The organism is Gammaproteobacteria bacterium (assembly GCA_035501935.1).
Classification (GTDB): domain Bacteria; phylum Pseudomonadota; class Gammaproteobacteria; order JAJPIJ01; family JAJPIJ01; genus JAJPIJ01.
This window is the reverse complement of record DATJVC010000034.1, coordinates 25842-42160: the sequence shown is the minus strand read 5'-3', so window position 1 is coordinate 42160 and position 16319 is coordinate 25842. Positions and strand designations below refer to the sequence as shown.

Genomic DNA, 16319 nt, shown 5'->3' with positions numbered 1-16319 from the left:
ACCTAGCCCTAGGGGAGATTCACCATGAAATTGGTCACCGCAATCATCAAGCCTTTCAAGTTGGAAGATGTCCGTGAAGCGTTGACGGCCATCGGCGTCAAGGGAATTACCCTGACTGAAGTCAAGGGTTTCGGCCGGCAGAAGGGTCACACCGAACTCTATCGTGGTGCCGAATATGTCGTCGATTTTTTGCCCAAGGTCAAAGTCGAGGTGGCGGTGGACGAAAAGAATCTTGACGCCGTCATTGAAGCAATCATCAGTTCCACCAAAACCGGCAAGATCGGCGACGGCAAGATTTTTGTCTACAACCTGGATCAAGTGATCCGCATCCGAACCGGTGAAACCGGCCTGCAAGCCCTATAGGAGAGTCCATCATGAGAGTCTTACTTGCTTCATTTTTATTGAGTCTGATGCTGGCCGTCAGCGGTGCGGCTTGGGCCGATGAAGCCCCGGCGGCACCCGCGCCGGCGGCCACCACGGAAGCTGCCCCTGCTCCGGCGCCAGCCGCGGAAACAGCAGCGCCGACAGCGCCTGCAGAAGCGGCGGCACCCGCAGCGCCCGCAGGCCCCCCGCATTGCGGCGACAAGGGTTTTGACTGCAACAAGGGCGACGTGTCCTGGATGATGACCTCCACGGCATTTGTATTGCTGATGACCGTCCCAGGTCTGGCCTTGTTCTACGCCGGCATGGTTCGGACCAAAAACGCGCTGTCCACCGTGATGCAAAGTTTTGCAATCTTTTGCGTGGTTGCGGTGCTGTGGGTGATCTATGGTTACAGCATGGCCTTCACGGCCGGCAGTACGCCTTTCGTCGGATCACTCGATAAATTATTCATGGCAGGCGATGACCCGACTACGGCGGTAGCCGCTACATTCAGCAAGGGACAGTATCTGCCCGACTTTGTGTATTGCATGTTCCAGCTGACCTTTGCGGCCATCACCGTTGCCCTGATCTGCGGCGGCTTCGCAGAACGCTTCAAGTTCTCCGCCATGATCATCTTCAGCATACTGTGGTTTACGTTTGCTTACCTGCCGGTTTCGCACATGGTGTGGTATTGGGACGGCCCGGATGCCTATACCGATGCCAAAGCCGCGGACATCGCCAACAGCCACGCCGGCTTCATTTTCCAAAAGGGCGCGCTGGACTTTGCCGGTGGCACGGTGGTGCATATCAACTCTGGTATTGCAGCGCTGGTCGCGGCGCTCATGCTTGGTAAGCGCAAGGGCTATGGCAAAGTAGCAATGCCACCACATAGTTTGATGATGACCGCGATCGGCACCGGTATGCTGTGGATGGGTTGGTTTGGTTTCAATGCGGGTTCAGCGCTTGAAGCCACCGGCGCGGCAGGCCTCGCGTTCTTCAACACGCTGTTTGGAACGGCCGTGGCGGGTGTCGCCTGGGCGCTCACCGAATGGGTGATGAAGGGCAAGCCCAGCCTGCTCGGCATCTGTTCCGGCATCGTCGCGGGACTGGTCGCCATCACGCCGGCCGCCGGCTTTGTCGGACCCCTGGGCGCGTTCGTTACCTGCGCTGTTGCCGGCGTCGTGTGCTTCTTCGCCGTAACCAAGGTCAAGGCCATGCTCGGTTACGATGACGCATTGGATACCTTCGGTGTTCACTGTATCGGCGGTATCATCGGCTCGCTCGGCACCGGTACATTCGTGAACCCGAAGTTCGGCGGCACGGGCGTGTGGGATTATGTGGCCAACAAGGTCGCCGACTTTGATGCCATGGGACAGATTATTTCCCAGTTGTGGGACATCTGCATCACATTGGTCTGGTCTGGTACCGTCGCCTTTGTCATTCTGCTGGTGCTGAAGCTCACGATCGGCATCCGTTCCAGCGATGAAGATCAGGAAATGGGTCTGGATCTTGCCGACCACGGCGAGAAGGCCTACAGCTACTAATCTACGGGCCAATCATGACTGAGGGGTTGGGGGAGCTTGGGCGGGCTGGCAACAGCCCGCCCTTCACTCTCGGAAAGAAGTTCTGTTCCTCTGGATAGTTGGTAACCCGTGCGGTAAATTGCTCATCATTGCGATTGGGTTCGAGGGAGATTCCGATGAAACTGGTGGTAGCGATTATCAAACCGTTCAAACTGGACGATGTCCGCGAGGCGCTGTCAGAGATCGGGGTGCAGGGCATGACCGCCACCGAGGTCAAGGGTTTTGGCCGGCAGAAGGGGCACACCGAGCTTTACCGTGGCGCTGAATACGTGGTCGATTTCCTGCCCAAGATCAAGATCGAGGTCGCCATTCCTGATGGCCGGCTCGACGACGTTACCGAAGCTATTCGCAAAGCGGCCAATACCGGCGCCATCGGCGATGGCAAAATTTTTGTCCTGCCGTTGGAGCAAGTGATACGTATACGGACGGGCGAGACCGGCGACCAGGCGGTTTAACCGTTTTGATGAACCTTGTTGCAGTTTAGTATCCCTGCGCACCCTCTGGGGTGCGTTTTTTTTACAGATTCTCTACGCCACAGCTGCCGTTTGCCCTTCATCGGATCGCAGCGGCTGAAACGGGCAATCGCCTCACAGAAGGTTTATGCCTGCCGTTGCAATGGGCGCGATATGCGCGTTTGCAGCCGCCCGGCCAGGCGGATTTTTTCTTGGGTTCCAATTAGAGAGGAGGCTTTTTGTGCGCCGGAGCCCTGTTCTCATGGGCACGGAAATTTGGCCACTGGAGAACATCTATTCCGGGTGATGGTTTAAGGCCGCCCGGGTGGGGAGGCTTGAGGCCATGGGCGGGAACCTGTTCAAAAGGCGGGTGTACGCATAAAATGTTAGTTTTGGGAAGAAAAACCACAAAAAAAACGGATAGCGCGTCGAGGAAACTCATGGCCGAACAGAAAATGGTTGACAGGGCGTTGCTCAAAACGCTGGTGCCCCCCAGTGCGTTGAACGCCGAAAATTTCCAGGAATTGGCAGGCAAGGCGATGGTGGAAGAACTTCCGCCAGGGCGCACCCTGTTCAAGACCGGTGAGACGGATCGCAAAACCACCTATTTGCTCGAGGGCGAGGTGGTATTGACCTCCAACAGGGGGCAGACGAGTTCGGTCATCGGCGGCAGCAACCTGGCCAAGCATCCACTGGCGCATCACCAGCCGCGCCAGCATACCGCCGTCACCAAAACACCCTGCAAGGTGACCCGCTTCGACAGTGATCTGCTGGATATCCTGCTGACTTGGGACCAGCTTTCCGGCATCGAGGTCAACGAGCTTCAGAAGGAGGATGACGGCACCGAGGCGGAGGGCGATTGGATGACGCGTATCCTGCAATCGCAGGCCTTTCTGCAAGTGCCACCGGCCAACATCCAGGCGATGTTCATGCGCATGCAGGAGGTGCCCCTGCGCGCCGGCGACACGGTGATCAAGCAGGGCGAGGAAGGGGATTACTATTACATCATCAAGACCGGCAAGGCCAAGGTCACCCGTCCCTCCAAAACCGGCACCGAATTGACGCTGGCGCAGTTGAAGGCCGGAGATGCCTTCGGCGAGGAGGCCTTGATTTCGGAGAACAAGCGGAACGCCAATGTGGTCATGGTGACGGATGGCGTCTTGATGCGCCTGTCCAAGGAGGACTTCAACGCCCTGCTCAAGGAACCCATGCTGAACTGGGTGGAGTGGCCGGAAGCGGAAAAACGGCAGAAGGCGGGGGCGGTGCTCCTCGATGTGCGTTTGGAAAGCGAACACGCCAACTCCGACGTCAAGGGCAGCCTCAATATTCCCCTCTTCATGTTGCGGATGAAGGCCGAAAGCCTGGATCCCAACCGCGAGTATCTGGTGTATTGCGATACGGGCCGGCGCAGTTCGGCGGCCGCCTTCCTGCTCTCCGAGCGCGGCTTCCGGGCCTATGTCTTGAAAGGCGGGTTGCAGAGCCGCCCCACCACCGGCTAATCCCATCGTGCCGACGACCGCACCCTGGCAGCTGCCTGCGGGTGTCGATTGCTACGCGGTGGTCGGCAACCCGGTGGCTCATAGCAAGTCGCCGCGCATCCACCAGGCGTTCGCCAAGCAGACCGGCCAGAGTCTGGTTTACCTCGCCCAGGCGATCGAGCCGGGCGATTTTGTCGCCGCCGTGGCTGAATTTCAGCGCTTGGGCGGCAAGGGCCTCAACGTAACCCTGCCATTCAAACTGGAGGCCCATGCCTTGTGCGCCAGGCGCAGCGAAAGGGCGGAACAATCGGGCGCCGTCAATACTCTCTGGTTCGAACGGGATGGAAGAATTTGTGGCGATAACACGGATGGCATCGGATTGATGCGCGATCTCACCATGAATCACGGGATGGCCGTGGCCGGCCGCAAGGTATTGCTATTGGGGGCGGGAGGCGCCGCACAGGGCATTTTGCCGGCGCTGCTGGCCGAACGGCCCGCCAAACTGACGATTGCCAATCGCACTTTTTCCAGGGCCCGGGCGTTGGCTGGGCGGGTACCCTTGGCCGAGAGGGGCATGATTGATGTCTTGCCGATGGAAGCGCTGGCCGGACGGGCTTTCAATTTGATCATCAACGCCACTGCGGCGAGTCTGGCCGGTGAACTTCCACCGTTGCCGGATGACGTCCTGCACCGTGGCGGCGATTGCTACGACATGATGTACGCCGATGAACCGACGGTATTCATGCAATGGGGGTTGCGGTACGGCGCGGCACGGTCCGTGGACGGTCTCGGCATGCTGGTGGAGCAGGCAGCGGAGTCATTTTATTTGTGGCGGGGGATCAGGCCGGATACCGCCGCAGTGATCAAGGAATTGAGGCAATCTTGAAAATGCGGATGCCATCATATTCCGAAGCGTGCAAGTTCGTTGTTATACACATCGATGATTATCTGCAAATAATCATTGTTTTTTTATGAAAGATCGCCGGCGTATCAACAGTTCGCTTGCAACTTCATGAAAATATGGACTAAATATTTTGGTCATAAAATGACCGTTCTGTTACGTTTATATTTCCAATGCGCGATAGATTCGATGATTAGCAGTTAATTAACAGAGTTATTCACAAAAAATGTGGGTAAATTACAGAGCTGAAATTGATTCAACAGGTTAGCGATAAAAAATCACAAAAAAATGAAATTTTTTCCCTAACTTTTCTTGCACGCGCTGGTACTAAAATTTGCCAGCTTGACATAGTCCCACGCCGTCAAACGTTCCGGGCGAAGCGCCGGATCAATGTCCAGCTTGGAAAAATCTTCAGGCCGCAGGTGGGCACGCAAGGCATTACGCAGCGTTTTGCGGCGGGCCGAGAAGGCTGCGGCCACCAGGCGTTCGAACTGTGGCCAGTCGTGTACGGCGGGTCGCTCGGTCATGGTCCGGGGAACGAGCCGCACCACACTGGAATGCACCTTTGGCGGAGGAGAAAACGCGCCCGGTCCGACGTCGAATAAAATCACCGGGCGCACGTGGTACTGCGCCATTACGCTCAGCCGTCCATACGTCTTGCCGCCGGGCGCGGCATTCAAGCGTTCGGCCACCTCCCGTTGCAGCATTAAGGTCAGGTCTTGGATGACGTCCAGTTGTTCAAAGAGATGAAACAGCAGTGGCGTGGAAATGTTATAGGGCAGGTTGCCCACCACGCGCAGTTTCTTGTCTCCATCAGCCAACGATTTTAAATCGAAATTCAAGGCATCCGCCTGGTGGATGCGCAGGCCGTGCGCCCTCCGCGCGTGGGGTTCCAGCAGCGGAATCAGATCACGATCAATCTCGATGACATCGAGTTGACCTGCGGCGCGCAGCAGTGGAAGCGTCAGGGCAGCCCGCCCGGGGCCTATTTCCACCAAATGCTGGCCGGGCAGGGGATGAATGGCCTCGATCAGCCGCCGGATAATACCGGGGTCATTCAAAAAATGCTGACCGAACCGTTTACGCGGACGCGGAAGAGGCATGCGTTGCGACGCCCGGGCTGCGTGCGCGCGCCGCGCGCGCAAGTGCTGCAGCCATCTCCACGGCCGCTGACAGGCTGCCAGGATCGGCTTGGCCGCTGCCGGCAAGTGAGAACGCGGTGCCATGATCCACGGAAGTGCGCAAAATGGGCAGGCCCAGCGTGATGTTGACGGCCTGACCGAACCCCAGCGCCTTCAACGCGGTCAGGCCCTGATCGTGGTACATGGCCAGGATGGCGTCGTAGTGCTGGCGCCGGAGGGGGGCGAAAATCGTGTCCGCCGGCAGGGGGCCATCCAGTCGCCATCCTTGTTGACGCAACAGTTCCAGTACCGGCGTGATGACCTCGATTTCCTCCCTGCCCAAGTGACCTTCCTCGCCGGCATGTGGGTTGAGGCCGCATATCCCCAGATGCGGAGTGGCGATACCGAACCAACGTTGTAAATCCCGGTACAGAATCTCAATGACTTCGGTGAGACCGGCGCGGTTGATGTGGGCACTCACTTGATTGAGCGGCAAATGGGTGGTGGCGAGTGCCACGCGCAGTCCGGGAGTGGCCAGCATCATCACCGGCCGCGGGCCACCGCAGCGGGCGGCCAGATACTCGGTATGGCCGCTGAAGGCAAAACCGGCGTTGTTGATGATGGCCTTGTGCACGGGGCCGGTGATCATGGCATCGAAAGTGCCGTCGCGGCAGCCGTCACAGGCGCGGTCCAGCGCGGCCAGCACGTACGCGGCATTGGCTGCATCCGGGCGGCCGGAATGCACGGGGACGTGGCAGCGCGTGGGGAGCACCACGATTTGTCCCGGCAGGTGGGCAAGATGCGGCCGCGCGGCATCAAATTCCACTATACGAAGCGGTAGCTGCAGCTGGCGTGCGCGGGCCAGGAGCAAATCCGGATCAGCCAGGATCACCATCTCAGCCGGCAGAGTCGCGCGCTGCGCCAGGCAGATGACGAGATCAGGGCCGATCCCTGCCGGCTCACCGGGTGTGATCGCAAGGCGTGGCGACATAATCGGGGTCGTTGAAGGTAACCGGCGCCGGCTGCTAGCCGGAGGAATGGGTATCCGGCGTCAGGCGGTATTCGATATAGGCCTCATCGCGCAGCCGGCGAATCCACGCCTGGGTCTCCTCCTCGATCTTGCGCCGCAGAATGGCCTCCCGCGCCTGCGCGCGTTTGGCTTCCTCGGTATCGTCATGCTGGCGGCGTTCGAGGACCTGGACGATGTGCACACCAAATTCGGTCTCAAAAGGATCGCTGATCTCGCCTACCTTGAGGCCGTTCATGACCTGCTCGAATTCCGGCACGAGGTCGCCGGGGTTGACCCAGCCCAAATCACCGCCCTTCGCGGCGGTACCACGGTCATCGGAATGCGAGCGTGCAAGTTCTCCAAAATCATCGCCGTCTTGAATGCGGGTCTTGAGTTGCGCCAATTTCTGCATGGCGTCGTTTTTGGACACAAGCTCACTCGGCTTGATGAGTATGTGCCGGGCGTGTGTCTGGGTGACCATGTGCACGGTGTCTGTCGAGCGCATTTCGATCATTTTAATGATGGCGAAACCGCTCGGCCCCCGCAATAAGCCACTGATCTCGCCAGGTTTCAGTTGGTTGGCGGCGTCCATCAAAAGCTGGGGGATCTGGGCCGGCCTGCGCCAGCCGAGGTCACCGCCATCAAGCGCCTGCGCGCCGTCGGAGGACGCAATGGCGGTTTTGGCGAAATCCGCCCCGGCACGCAATTCGCCCAGCAATTTTTCAGCCTTGGCCTTGGCGACGGCGATCTGCTCCGGGCTGGCGCCTTCGGGTGTGGCCACCAGGATGTGCGCAAGATGATATTCGTTTTCGCTGTTGTCGTTTTGTTTTGATTTGTTGGCAAGGTAGTTGTCCACTTCGCGGTCGGAGACCGCGATCCGATTGTCCACCTCGCGCTGTTTCAGGCGGGAAATCGTCATTTCGTCGCGTATATCTTCGCGGAAACGGCCGAAGTCATAGCCTTCCTTTTCCAGCGTCCGCCGGAAGTCCGCCAGCGACATCTTGTTCTGGCTGGCGATGCTCTCGATCGCGTGATTCAGCGACTGATCATCGATCGTGACACCGCTGCGTTTGGCCAGTTGCAATTGCAGTTTCATGACGATCAGCCGGTCGAGGATCTGCTTTTGCATCACTTCCGGCGGCGGCAGCTCGGCGCCCTTGCTCTGCAATTGCTGCATGATGCGGGCCGAAAAGTGATCGAGTTCGCTGCGCATGACGGCCTCGTCGTCCACCACTGCGACGATTTCATCAAGCAACTCGGCAGCTCGTGTCACGGGGATCATTACCGCAAGAGCACACCACAGCAGCGCGTACCCACTGATTATCCGCAATCCGGGCCGGCTGGCGCGGCGCGGAGCCAATGAGCGCCGTGTGAGAAAAAGAGATTGAAACATCATGGTCAAAACGTATAGACCATGTGGACTAGAAGGTGTTCACGTAGCCGGGAATCTCCTTGCGGAGCAGTGAAAGGGCCTGGCCGCCGGTGCCCGCCAGCCCTTTAAGTTCAAGCTCGACAAACACGCCGGTATCATAGGTGCCGGTGGATGTGCGCAGAAAGTGGCGGGCGACGGTGCGTATGCCCCAGCAGCAGCTTTCATATTCAAGGCCGCCGACTATTTCCAGTGTTTTGTTGTCGGGAATCGAATAGTTCCAGCGGCTGAGCACGCTCCACTGCCGGCCCAGAGGCCAGCGCAGCGAAACGTCGGTTTGATTGATGTCGCTCGTCAGGGCGTTTCTGGTCGCGTCGACGAAGCGGTAGTCCAGATTCAGAATCTGATTGGAGTCGCCGCGATAGCGCAGACGGATGGCGCTTTTATCGAATACATTGTCATTGGGATCCCATCCCAGGGTGCCCCCCGCCGTCCAATGGCTGGACAGGCGCGCCGAGAGTTCGGCCACAATCTCCGAGACGGGGTCGGTTTGTTTCGGAGCTCCCGGCAGAGTCACCACTCGATCGGTAAAATGATAGATCTGGCCGATACTGCCACGCAGCCATTCGCTGCCATCCTGGCTGTCGAGCAGTCGTGAAGTGATGGCTGCAGTGACTGAATTTTCATCGCCAAGCCGATCATAGCCGCTAAAGCGGTTGGTATAGAACAGCTCGGCGAATGAAACATCGAACAGACCGCTGTCGAAGACGGGGATGTCGTTCTGATCCACCTTGGGCCGGTAGAGGTAAAACAAACGTGGCTCAAGCGTGTGCGTGAAGGTCTTTGGTCCCAGTGTCACGTCCCTCTCGAAATACAGGCCATTGTCCAGGCTGAATACCGGCACGGTGCGGCTGATGTGGTTGTCGGTGTTGCCGCTGAGCGTGTAGTAGGTTTGATCGAGCGCCAGCCGGGGAATGAAGAAACTACCGGCATTGCGTATGGGATAACTGACGTAAGGCTCGAAGTTGAAACGCCCGCCGTTGACGCTGTTGTCCCGATTGAAATAAGTGGCTTGGGTGGTGACGCCGTAGGTGAGGCTGCGGTTGGCTCCGCGGCCGGCAGAGAGGGTAATCTGCGGCAGTTCGCTGTAGGGGCGGCTGCTCGCCGGCAGGGTGGGGTCCACGGTCTGGTAGCCATTCAACAGGCCGGACATGCTCCACCACCCCCCGCTGTAGGAAAGCAAGGCCTGGCGCTCCAGGAAGCTGGTGCTGGACACGCTCAGGCTGTTGCCGAAATCCTCGAAGTATTTGGAATCGGAAACGTCACTGAAGTCGACGGATAGCGCGCCGCGGCTGTTGAACAGGCTTTGCGTGTGCAGCACATGGATCAGATGACGTTCATCGCCGTTTCGCTCATTGTCGTACGGCAGAAAATCGCCATCGACGCTGCTCATGCTGGTCGGCGAGAGATAACGCACCTCGCCACCCAGCAGGGCCCCGCGTTTGGCCAGAATCTGTGGAGTGAATGTGGCGTCGGCGTTCGGTGCGATGTTCCAGTAATAGGGGATTTTCACCGAGGTGCCGGAGGCGCCGCTCTGGCCAATGGAGGGCGTCAGAAAGCCGGATTTGCGTTTTTTGCTCAAGGGGAAGCTGGTATAGGGCAGGTACATCACCGGTATATCGTGCACGCGCAACACCACATCATTGGCGTTGCCCCATTCCTCATTGTGGTCGAGCGTGATCTTTTTCGCCGACAGCTTCCAGTCGGGGATATCGCCGGGGCAGGTGGTGTAGGTCGCCTCCTTGAGCTTGGAGAGCTTCTTATCGAGGTCGGTCTCGATGACCTTGGCTTCGCCGCGTCCCTGCAATTCCAGCAGGCGGTAATTGCCGCTGTCCAGAATCCCGATCTGATTGCTCCAGTCGACGAATCCATGCTGGCCCTCCCAGTACAGCTTGTCTTTCCAAAGCCGCACATGGTTGTAGAGATCCAGTGTTTGCTTGTCGTCGTTGTAGATCGCGCGGTCTGCGCGCGCTGCGCCATCGTCGCGGATCATCTGCACATCGCCGGTCAGTGTGGAGGTGCCGTGCTTGATGAATTTACCCTCGTCCGCATCCAGCGACAGGAAACCGGACTCAAGATCCGGATTCTCCGGACGGCCCTCCGGCTCCGCCTCGTATGGGCATAAATCCCATTGCGGCACCACGCGTTTGTGTTTATCGCGAGCGTTGACTGCAGGCGCTATGGCCAGCAGGATGATGACGGCAGCGAGCAAAACCCGTTTCACAAGGCCGGAACCTGATATTTGGACATCCCCCGAAAGCCTAAAATCGCACAGAATCGCTTGCGCTTCAAATAGTTCAGCACGATTCAGTGACATTTCAATACGGACATCGGGATGAGGGTTTTGTCAAGGGTCGAATCAGGGCATAGAAACCGAACTTTACTTGCCAGACACAAGCTCATTCTGGCGTAATGTTACTGACGCAACCCACAAATCACACAGGACTTTTCCGTGAAACTGGCCATGTTCACGCATCAGGGGCGCACCCGTATCGGCATCGTAGTGAATGATGGGCTGATCGACACGGCTGGGCAGGCCGGCGTCCCCACCGACCTGCGGGAGGCGCTGGAGGCAGGCGTCCCGGTCATGGATCGCCTGCGCGCGCTGGCCGCTGAGACCCAGCCAACACTGGCTCTGAAGGATGTGCATCTGGAGGCGCCCATCCGCCGGCCCCCCAAATTCCTCGCCATCGCGCTCAACTATGCAGAGCACATCAGCGAAACCGCCCTGCCCAAACCCGAGTTCCCCAAGTTCTTCAACAAGCAGTCCACCTGCGTCAACGGACCCTACGACCCCATACACATGCCGCGAGTGTCGAACAAGCTCGATTACGAAGGCGAATTGGGCGTTGTGATCGGTCGTCGCTGCCGCCACGTGCCGCGCGACCGCGCACAGGAAGTGGTGGCGGGTTATCTGGTCGTGAACGACGTCACCGTGCGCGACTGGCAGGCGAAGTCGGAGACCTTCACGCTCGGCAAATCCTTCGACACCCACGGCCCCATCGGGCCCTGGCTCGTCACGCCGAACGAAATCTCTGATCCGCACAGCTTGGATTTCCGCACCACCGTCAACGGTCAGGAACGCCAACACTCCAACACGCGGCACATGATCTTCAGCATCTGGGAGCAGATTGAAGTGTTGTCCACCGCCTTTACTCTGGAACCGGGTGACATCATCTCCACCGGCACCTGCGCCGGCGTCGGCGTCAAGATGACCCCGCGCGGCTATTTGAAGGTTGACGATGTCGTGCGCGCGGAGATCGAGAAAATCGGTTTCATCGAAAACCGCGTCATCCCCGAACCAGATACTCAGGTGTTATAGAAACGACCGATTAATGTTCCTGCCAGCCACCGCCGAGGGCTTTGTATAAATCAACCGAGGCGGCGAATTGATCGAGCCGGGCCTGAGCCAGCGCGTCTTCCGCTTGTAATTGAGTGGTCTGTGTATTGAGCAGGGTCAGGAAATCGATCGCCCCGGCGAGATAGCGATCGCGGGAAATCTGATAAGCGTCGCGCGCCGCCTCGGCGGCGACAGTCAGTGATTGTACGCGCTGCTGTGCGCTCTTGATGGCGGCGAGTGCGTCTTCCACCTCCTGAAACGACGTCAGGATAATCTGGCGGTAAGTCTCCACCAGTTCCGCCTCCCGCGCCTCCGTGCGCTCGACTTCGCCGCGCAGGCGGCCACCCTCGAAGATCGGCGCGGTGAGCGAGGACGCAAGCGCTACCGCGGCTGTGCCGGGGCTGGCAAAGAGGGTCGGATCCAAGCCTAAATTTAGAGTGGGGAATAAAGCAGCGCGGGCCACGGCGATATCGGCATGGGCGGCGATCAAATCCTGCTCGGCGCGTCGTATGTCCGGGCGGCGCTCCAGCAACGTCGAAGGCTGTCCGGCAGCAATCGCAGGGAGGGCGATGTCTTGCAAAGTGTCGGTGGTGACGGAAAGGTCTGCGGGCGCGCGACCGCGCAGTACCGCAAGACCGTCTTCGGTGACTTGTTCCTGCCGTTCGAGAGCGGTCAAGGCGGCTTCGACATTGGCCACGGCAGTCTTCTGCTGGGCCACCTCCAGCGCCGAGGCCCGGCCTTCACGGTACTGCGTCTCGACGATGTTGAGCACATCGCGCTCGGTCGCGATATTGTCGCGCGCAATCTTCCCCCGCTCGCGCAGATTCAACACCTGAAAGTAGGCCTGTGCGGTGTCCGTCATCACAACCAGCGCCAGGGCATCGCGGTCGTAAGTGCTGGAAGTGGTGCGGGCCTCGGCGGCCTCGACCGCGGATCGATTTCGCCGCCACAAATCCACTTCATAGGCGACACTCAAGAGCCCCTGATAGCTGTCGCTCTGGGTCGGTGTGTGATTGCCGCTGTCGCTGTAGGTGCGGCTGGCGTTGACCGACGCGTCCACGGTCGGCAGCAGGCCGGCGCCCGCAATTTTCGCGCTGGCGCGCGCCTGTTCAATGCGGTGAAGGGCGGCTTGCAGGTCCTTGTTCTGTGCCAGCGCCTCCTGAACTGACTGATTCAGTTCATTGCTGCCATAATGCTGCCACCAATCTGTGGCGACGCCGGCGTCGTTGCCAGGTGTCGCCGCGGTTCCTCCGCGCCAGTGTTCTGGCGCAGGCGCCGATGGTCGCTGGTACGGCGGGATCAAATAACACCCGGAGAGTCCGGCAAGTAGAACTGCCATGGCGGCATGTAATCGGGCGAGGCGCACGGTTTTTACTCGGAGGCGAGTGCGACGACGGGATCGAGGTGCGCCGCCTTGCGCGCCGGCAACCAGCCGAACAGGAGGCCGGTGGCGAAGGCGCAACTGAAAGCGAGCAGCGCCGGCATCACCGAAAAAATGACCGCAATATCAAAGGAACGCAAGACCAGACCGGCCAGCACGCCGATTACGACCCCGAGAATTCCGCCGACGGTGCAGACCACCGACGCCTCGGTGCTGAATTGCAGCATGATGTCGCGCCGCCGCGCGCCGGTGGCCATGCGGAGGCCGATCTCACGGGTGCGTTCGGTGACGCTGACCAGCATGATGTTCATCACGCCGATGCCGCCGACCAGGAGCGAAATCGCCGCCACCGCCCCGAGCAGGATGGTCAGCGTGTTCTGGGTTTCCGTGGCCATGTCCAGGATCGAGGACATGTTGCGGATGTTGAAATCCTCGGTGCGGTGGCGATCCAGCAGCAATGTCGTGATCGCCTGCTGCGTCTCGTCAATTTTTTTGACGTCCTGGACGTTGACCGTGATGCTGTTGACATAGGCGCGCCCGAACAGGCGGATCAGGCCGGTGGTGAGCGGCACGAAAGCGGCGTCATCCTGATCGCTGCCGAACATGGTGGCGCCCTTGGCGGCGAGCACCCCGATGACCTCGAAGGGCACGTTCTTCACCCGCACATACTGGCCGATGGGATCGGAACCGTCTGGAAACAGGTTTTTCACCACCGTCTGGCCAAGCACGATGACCGGGGCGTAACTGCGCAAATCCCGTGCCGAGAAGAAGCTGCCGGAGGCCATCGGCCAGTCGCGGATCAACGGCATTTCAGCCCAGGTGCCCGTCACCGTGGTCTGATAGTCGATATCGCCGTGGCGCAACGTCTGGCGCCCGCCGCGTTCCGGCGTCACCTGCGCGACATTGGCCACGCTCTTGATCGCCTCCCCATCGTCGGGGGTGAGGGTGATGATGTCGCCGCCGCCGCGCATGCCCGCCGCGCCGGGGCGCACCGAAAGGATGTTGGTGCCCATGGCCGAGATCTGATCGAGTACCTTCTGCTTGCTGCCGCTGCCGACCGCCAGCATGGTGACCACCGAGGCCACGCCGATGATGATGCCGAGCAGCGTGAGGACCGTGCGGAAGAGGTTCACGCGCAGGGCGCGCAGCGCCGTTTTCGTCGATTCAAATACCTCGGTGAACAAACCGGCGCCGTCCGCCCGGTCCAGGTGATGCAGGGTATGGTGGGAGGCGGTTTTAGGCGCGGACTCGGCCGTCTCGGCGATGCGGCCGTCGCGGATGCGGATGATCCGTTCGGCGTTGGCGGCGATGCTCTCATCATGGGTGATCAGAATGATGGTCCGCCCCTCGGCGTGGAGCTGGCGCAGTAACCCCAGGACTTCCTGGCCACTCTTGCTGTCAAGCGCGCCGGTCGGTTCGTCGGCCAGGATCACGGGCGGGTCGTTCATGAGTGCCCGGGCAACGGCGACACGTTGCTGCTGGCCGCCGGAAAGCTGCGCGGGGCGGTGCTCACTGCGATCACCCATGCCCAGCCGGGTGAGCAATCTTCGCGCGCGCGCAATGCGCTCGCGTTTCGACACGCCCGCATAGACGGCGGGGATCTCCACATTTTCCGTGGCGGTCGCGGTGGCGAGCAGGTTGTAGCGCTGGAAGATGAAGCCGAAGGTGTGCCGGCGGAGGGCGGCCAGTTCATCCGCATCAAGTATCGAGGTCTCTTGGCCGAGCACCTGATAGCTGCCGCTGGTCGGCTGGTCGAGGCAGCCGATGATATTCATGAGGGTGGATTTTCCGGAACCGGACTGACCCATGATTGCGAGGAATTCTCCGGGCCAGATCGTCAGGGAAGCATCATCGAGCGCACGCACCACGGTGTCACCGCTCTGATAATGCCTGCTGATATGGGAGAGCTTGAGGAGCGGGGCGGCGGGATCAGTGGCCGCCGCCGCCGGGGCCGCGATACTTTCGGCCTTGGCGAGGTTCATAAGTGCGCCGGCATATGGACTGCGCCCGACTTCTGGCTGTCCGTCCCGGTGGTTTCCTGTCGCGCCGCCAACGCCACTTTATCTCCTGTCGTAAGACCGGAGCGGACTTCAGCCACTGTGCGGCTCATCAGTCCGACATGAATGATTTTGCTGGCCAGACGCCCGTCGCCGCCACTGATGCGCACCTGGTAGGCACGGCCCTGATCATTGTCCTGATCCGCCAGGCGTTTGCCGAGAGCGGCCACAGGTATGAGCGGAACATCCTTCGCCTCTCCCAGGACAAAAAACATCTGCGTGCTCATGCCGGTCATCAACTGCCGATCACGGTTGTCCACGTCCACGAGGGCGTCGTAGAGCACCACTTCATTGATGACTTCCGGCGAGGGCTGGATCTGCCGCACGGTGGCATGCCAGCGGCGATCAGTCGAGCCGAGCGTCGTGAAGTAGACCGGTATGCCCGGCTTCAGCCGCATCACGTCCGCCTCCGCGACCTGCGCGCGGACGGTCAGGGTGTCCAGATTGGCAACTTGCACGATGACCGGCGCCGACTGCACGGCATTGAGCGTCTGCCCTTCGCGCGCGGTCTGCGACACGACCGTGCCGTCCATGGGCGCGTAGATCTTGGTGTAACTCAGGTTGGTTTCGTCGCCGTCCAGCGTGGACTGCGCCTGTTCAAGCTGGGCCTTGAGCGAGGCGACGCGGGCCTGGGCAACCTTGAGCGAGGTATCGCTGTCCTCCAGCGTCTCCTGGCTGACGGCATGGGACTGGATCAGCCGCTTATTCCGCTCGTAGACCTGCCGGGCAAGAACGACCTGCGCCTGTTGCTCGGCGATCTGTGCTTGCAGGGTTTTGAGTTGCGCCTTGTCTGCTTCAACCTTGGACTCATACACCCGTGGATCGATCTCGGCGATCAAATCCCCTTTTTTTACCGTGTCGCCGATTTGTACGTGGAGTTTCTTGAGTTGTCCGGAGACCTGCGCGCCGACATCGACGTACTCCTCGGTTTCAAGTTTGCCTTGCGCGGTGACATTTTCCTCAATGCGGCCGGTCTCGACAATGACGAACTGGTACTGGGCAGCCTTGTCGGCGTCATGTTTTTTGTAATACTTGATGTAGCCATAGCCCGCCCCGGCAATCACTGCAAGCAACACCAGCAGACGCACCGTGAATTTGATGACGCGGGGGATCAGGCTGTTTCGGCTCATGGGGTCACCGATGATTAAGCGATGGATGGTGTTAACACGCCTTAGTCCGCGTAGTTGAAAATTGGTCCGAATAGC

General features: G+C 59.8%; 13 protein-coding genes. 6 read left to right on the top strand and 7 right to left on the bottom strand.

The features are described from left to right. Positions 1 to 24 precede the first annotated feature (24 nt). The 5 genes from VMH34_09315 to aroE all read left to right on the top strand — a co-directional run bounded on the left by VMH34_09315 (position 25) and on the right by aroE (position 4762). Positions 25 to 363, top strand: coding sequence for a P-II family nitrogen regulator (locus VMH34_09315; GenBank protein ID HTT08972.1), 339 nt, complete (start codon positions 25 to 27; stop codon positions 361 to 363). A 47-nt stretch (positions 364 to 410) separates the two neighbouring features. Beyond that, positions 411 to 1907 (top strand): ammonium transporter, encoded by a 1497-nt coding sequence (locus tag VMH34_09310; GenBank protein ID HTT08971.1) that lies wholly within the window; start codon positions 411 to 413, stop codon positions 1905 to 1907. A gap of 155 nt (positions 1908 to 2062) precedes the next feature. Continuing rightward, on the top strand, positions 2063 to 2401 hold the full coding sequence (gene glnK / locus VMH34_09305; protein ID HTT08970.1) for a P-II family nitrogen regulator: 339 nt from the start codon (positions 2063 to 2065) through the stop codon (positions 2399 to 2401). A gap of 437 nt (positions 2402 to 2838) precedes the next feature. Then, complete coding sequence (locus VMH34_09300; GenBank protein HTT08969.1) at positions 2839 to 3897, top strand: cyclic nucleotide-binding domain-containing protein; 1059 nt, start codon at positions 2839 to 2841, stop codon at positions 3895 to 3897. A 7-nt stretch (positions 3898 to 3904) separates the two neighbouring features. Next, on the top strand, positions 3905 to 4762 hold the full coding sequence (aroE, locus tag VMH34_09295; protein HTT08968.1) for a shikimate dehydrogenase: 858 nt from the start codon (positions 3905 to 3907) through the stop codon (positions 4760 to 4762). 317 nt (positions 4763 to 5079) lie between these two features. Here the strand turns inward: aroE and rsmA are convergent, their stop codons facing one another. From rsmA to lptD, 4 genes are all read right to left on the bottom strand, one after another. Beyond that, positions 5080 to 5880, bottom strand: a complete 801-nt coding sequence (gene rsmA / locus VMH34_09290) for a 16S rRNA (adenine(1518)-N(6)/adenine(1519)-N(6))-dimethyltransferase RsmA (GenBank protein ID HTT08967.1) — start codon at positions 5878 to 5880, stop codon at positions 5080 to 5082. Then, complete coding sequence (pdxA, locus tag VMH34_09285; GenBank protein ID HTT08966.1) at positions 5858 to 6889, bottom strand: 4-hydroxythreonine-4-phosphate dehydrogenase PdxA; 1032 nt, start codon at positions 6887 to 6889, stop codon at positions 5858 to 5860. Before pdxA ends, rsmA begins: the two co-directional genes overlap by 23 nt. Before the next feature lie 34 nt (positions 6890 to 6923). Further along, positions 6924 to 8189 (bottom strand): peptidylprolyl isomerase, encoded by a 1266-nt coding sequence (locus tag VMH34_09280; GenBank protein HTT08965.1) that lies wholly within the window; start codon positions 8187 to 8189, stop codon positions 6924 to 6926. 139 nt (positions 8190 to 8328) lie between these two features. Continuing rightward, positions 8329 to 10560 carry an LPS assembly protein LptD gene (gene lptD, locus VMH34_09275; GenBank protein ID HTT08964.1) on the bottom strand — a complete coding sequence of 744 codons (2232 nt, stop codon included), beginning with the start codon at positions 10558 to 10560 and terminating at the stop codon, positions 8329 to 8331. Between the two features lie 228 nt (positions 10561 to 10788). Here lptD and VMH34_09270 point away from each other — a divergent pair, with 228 nt between their 5' ends. Further along, complete coding sequence (locus tag VMH34_09270; GenBank protein HTT08963.1) at positions 10789 to 11658, top strand: fumarylacetoacetate hydrolase family protein; 870 nt, start codon at positions 10789 to 10791, stop codon at positions 11656 to 11658. Between the two features lie 10 nt (positions 11659 to 11668). On the opposite strand, the gene VMH34_09265 is transcribed toward VMH34_09270, so the two are convergent. From VMH34_09265 to VMH34_09255, 3 genes are read right to left on the bottom strand one after another with little or no spacing between them, the layout of a single operon-like run. Further along, a complete protein-coding gene (locus tag VMH34_09265) occupies positions 11669 to 13015 on the bottom strand; it encodes an efflux transporter outer membrane subunit (protein HTT08962.1) in 1347 nt (448 codons plus the stop codon). A 32-nt stretch (positions 13016 to 13047) separates the two neighbouring features. After that, a complete protein-coding gene (locus tag VMH34_09260) occupies positions 13048 to 15039 on the bottom strand; it encodes a MacB family efflux pump subunit (GenBank protein ID HTT08961.1) in 1992 nt (663 codons plus the stop codon). After that, positions 15036 to 16244: an efflux RND transporter periplasmic adaptor subunit gene (locus VMH34_09255; protein ID HTT08960.1), complete on the bottom strand. Its 1209-nt coding sequence runs from the start codon at positions 16242 to 16244 to the stop codon at positions 15036 to 15038. The genes VMH34_09260 and VMH34_09255 overlap by 4 nt, the downstream gene beginning before the upstream one ends. Between the last annotated feature and the right edge of the window lie 75 nt (positions 16245 to 16319).

Coding starts and splice junctions, on each gene's coding strand:
- pdxA (HTT08966.1), bottom strand. CDS start 6,889: ATGTCGCCACGCCTTGCGATCACACCCGGTGAGCCGGCAGGGATCGGC.
- VMH34_09315 (HTT08972.1), top strand. CDS start 25: ATGAAATTGGTCACCGCAATCATCAAGCCTTTCAAGTTGGAAGATGTC.
- VMH34_09265 (HTT08962.1), bottom strand. CDS start 13,015: ATGGCAGTTCTACTTGCCGGACTCTCCGGGTGTTATTTGATCCCGCCG.
- VMH34_09260 (HTT08961.1), bottom strand. CDS start 15,039: ATGAACCTCGCCAAGGCCGAAAGTATCGCGGCCCCGGCGGCGGCGGCC.
- VMH34_09280 (HTT08965.1), bottom strand. CDS start 8,189: ATGATCCCCGTGACACGAGCTGCCGAGTTGCTTGATGAAATCGTCGCA.
- glnK (HTT08970.1), top strand. CDS start 2,063: ATGAAACTGGTGGTAGCGATTATCAAACCGTTCAAACTGGACGATGTC.
- VMH34_09310 (HTT08971.1), top strand. CDS start 411: ATGCTGGCCGTCAGCGGTGCGGCTTGGGCCGATGAAGCCCCGGCGGCA.
- rsmA (HTT08967.1), bottom strand. CDS start 5,880: ATGCCTCTTCCGCGTCCGCGTAAACGGTTCGGTCAGCATTTTTTGAAT.
- VMH34_09300 (HTT08969.1), top strand. CDS start 2,839: ATGGCCGAACAGAAAATGGTTGACAGGGCGTTGCTCAAAACGCTGGTG.
- VMH34_09255 (HTT08960.1), bottom strand. CDS start 16,244: ATGAGCCGAAACAGCCTGATCCCCCGCGTCATCAAATTCACGGTGCGT.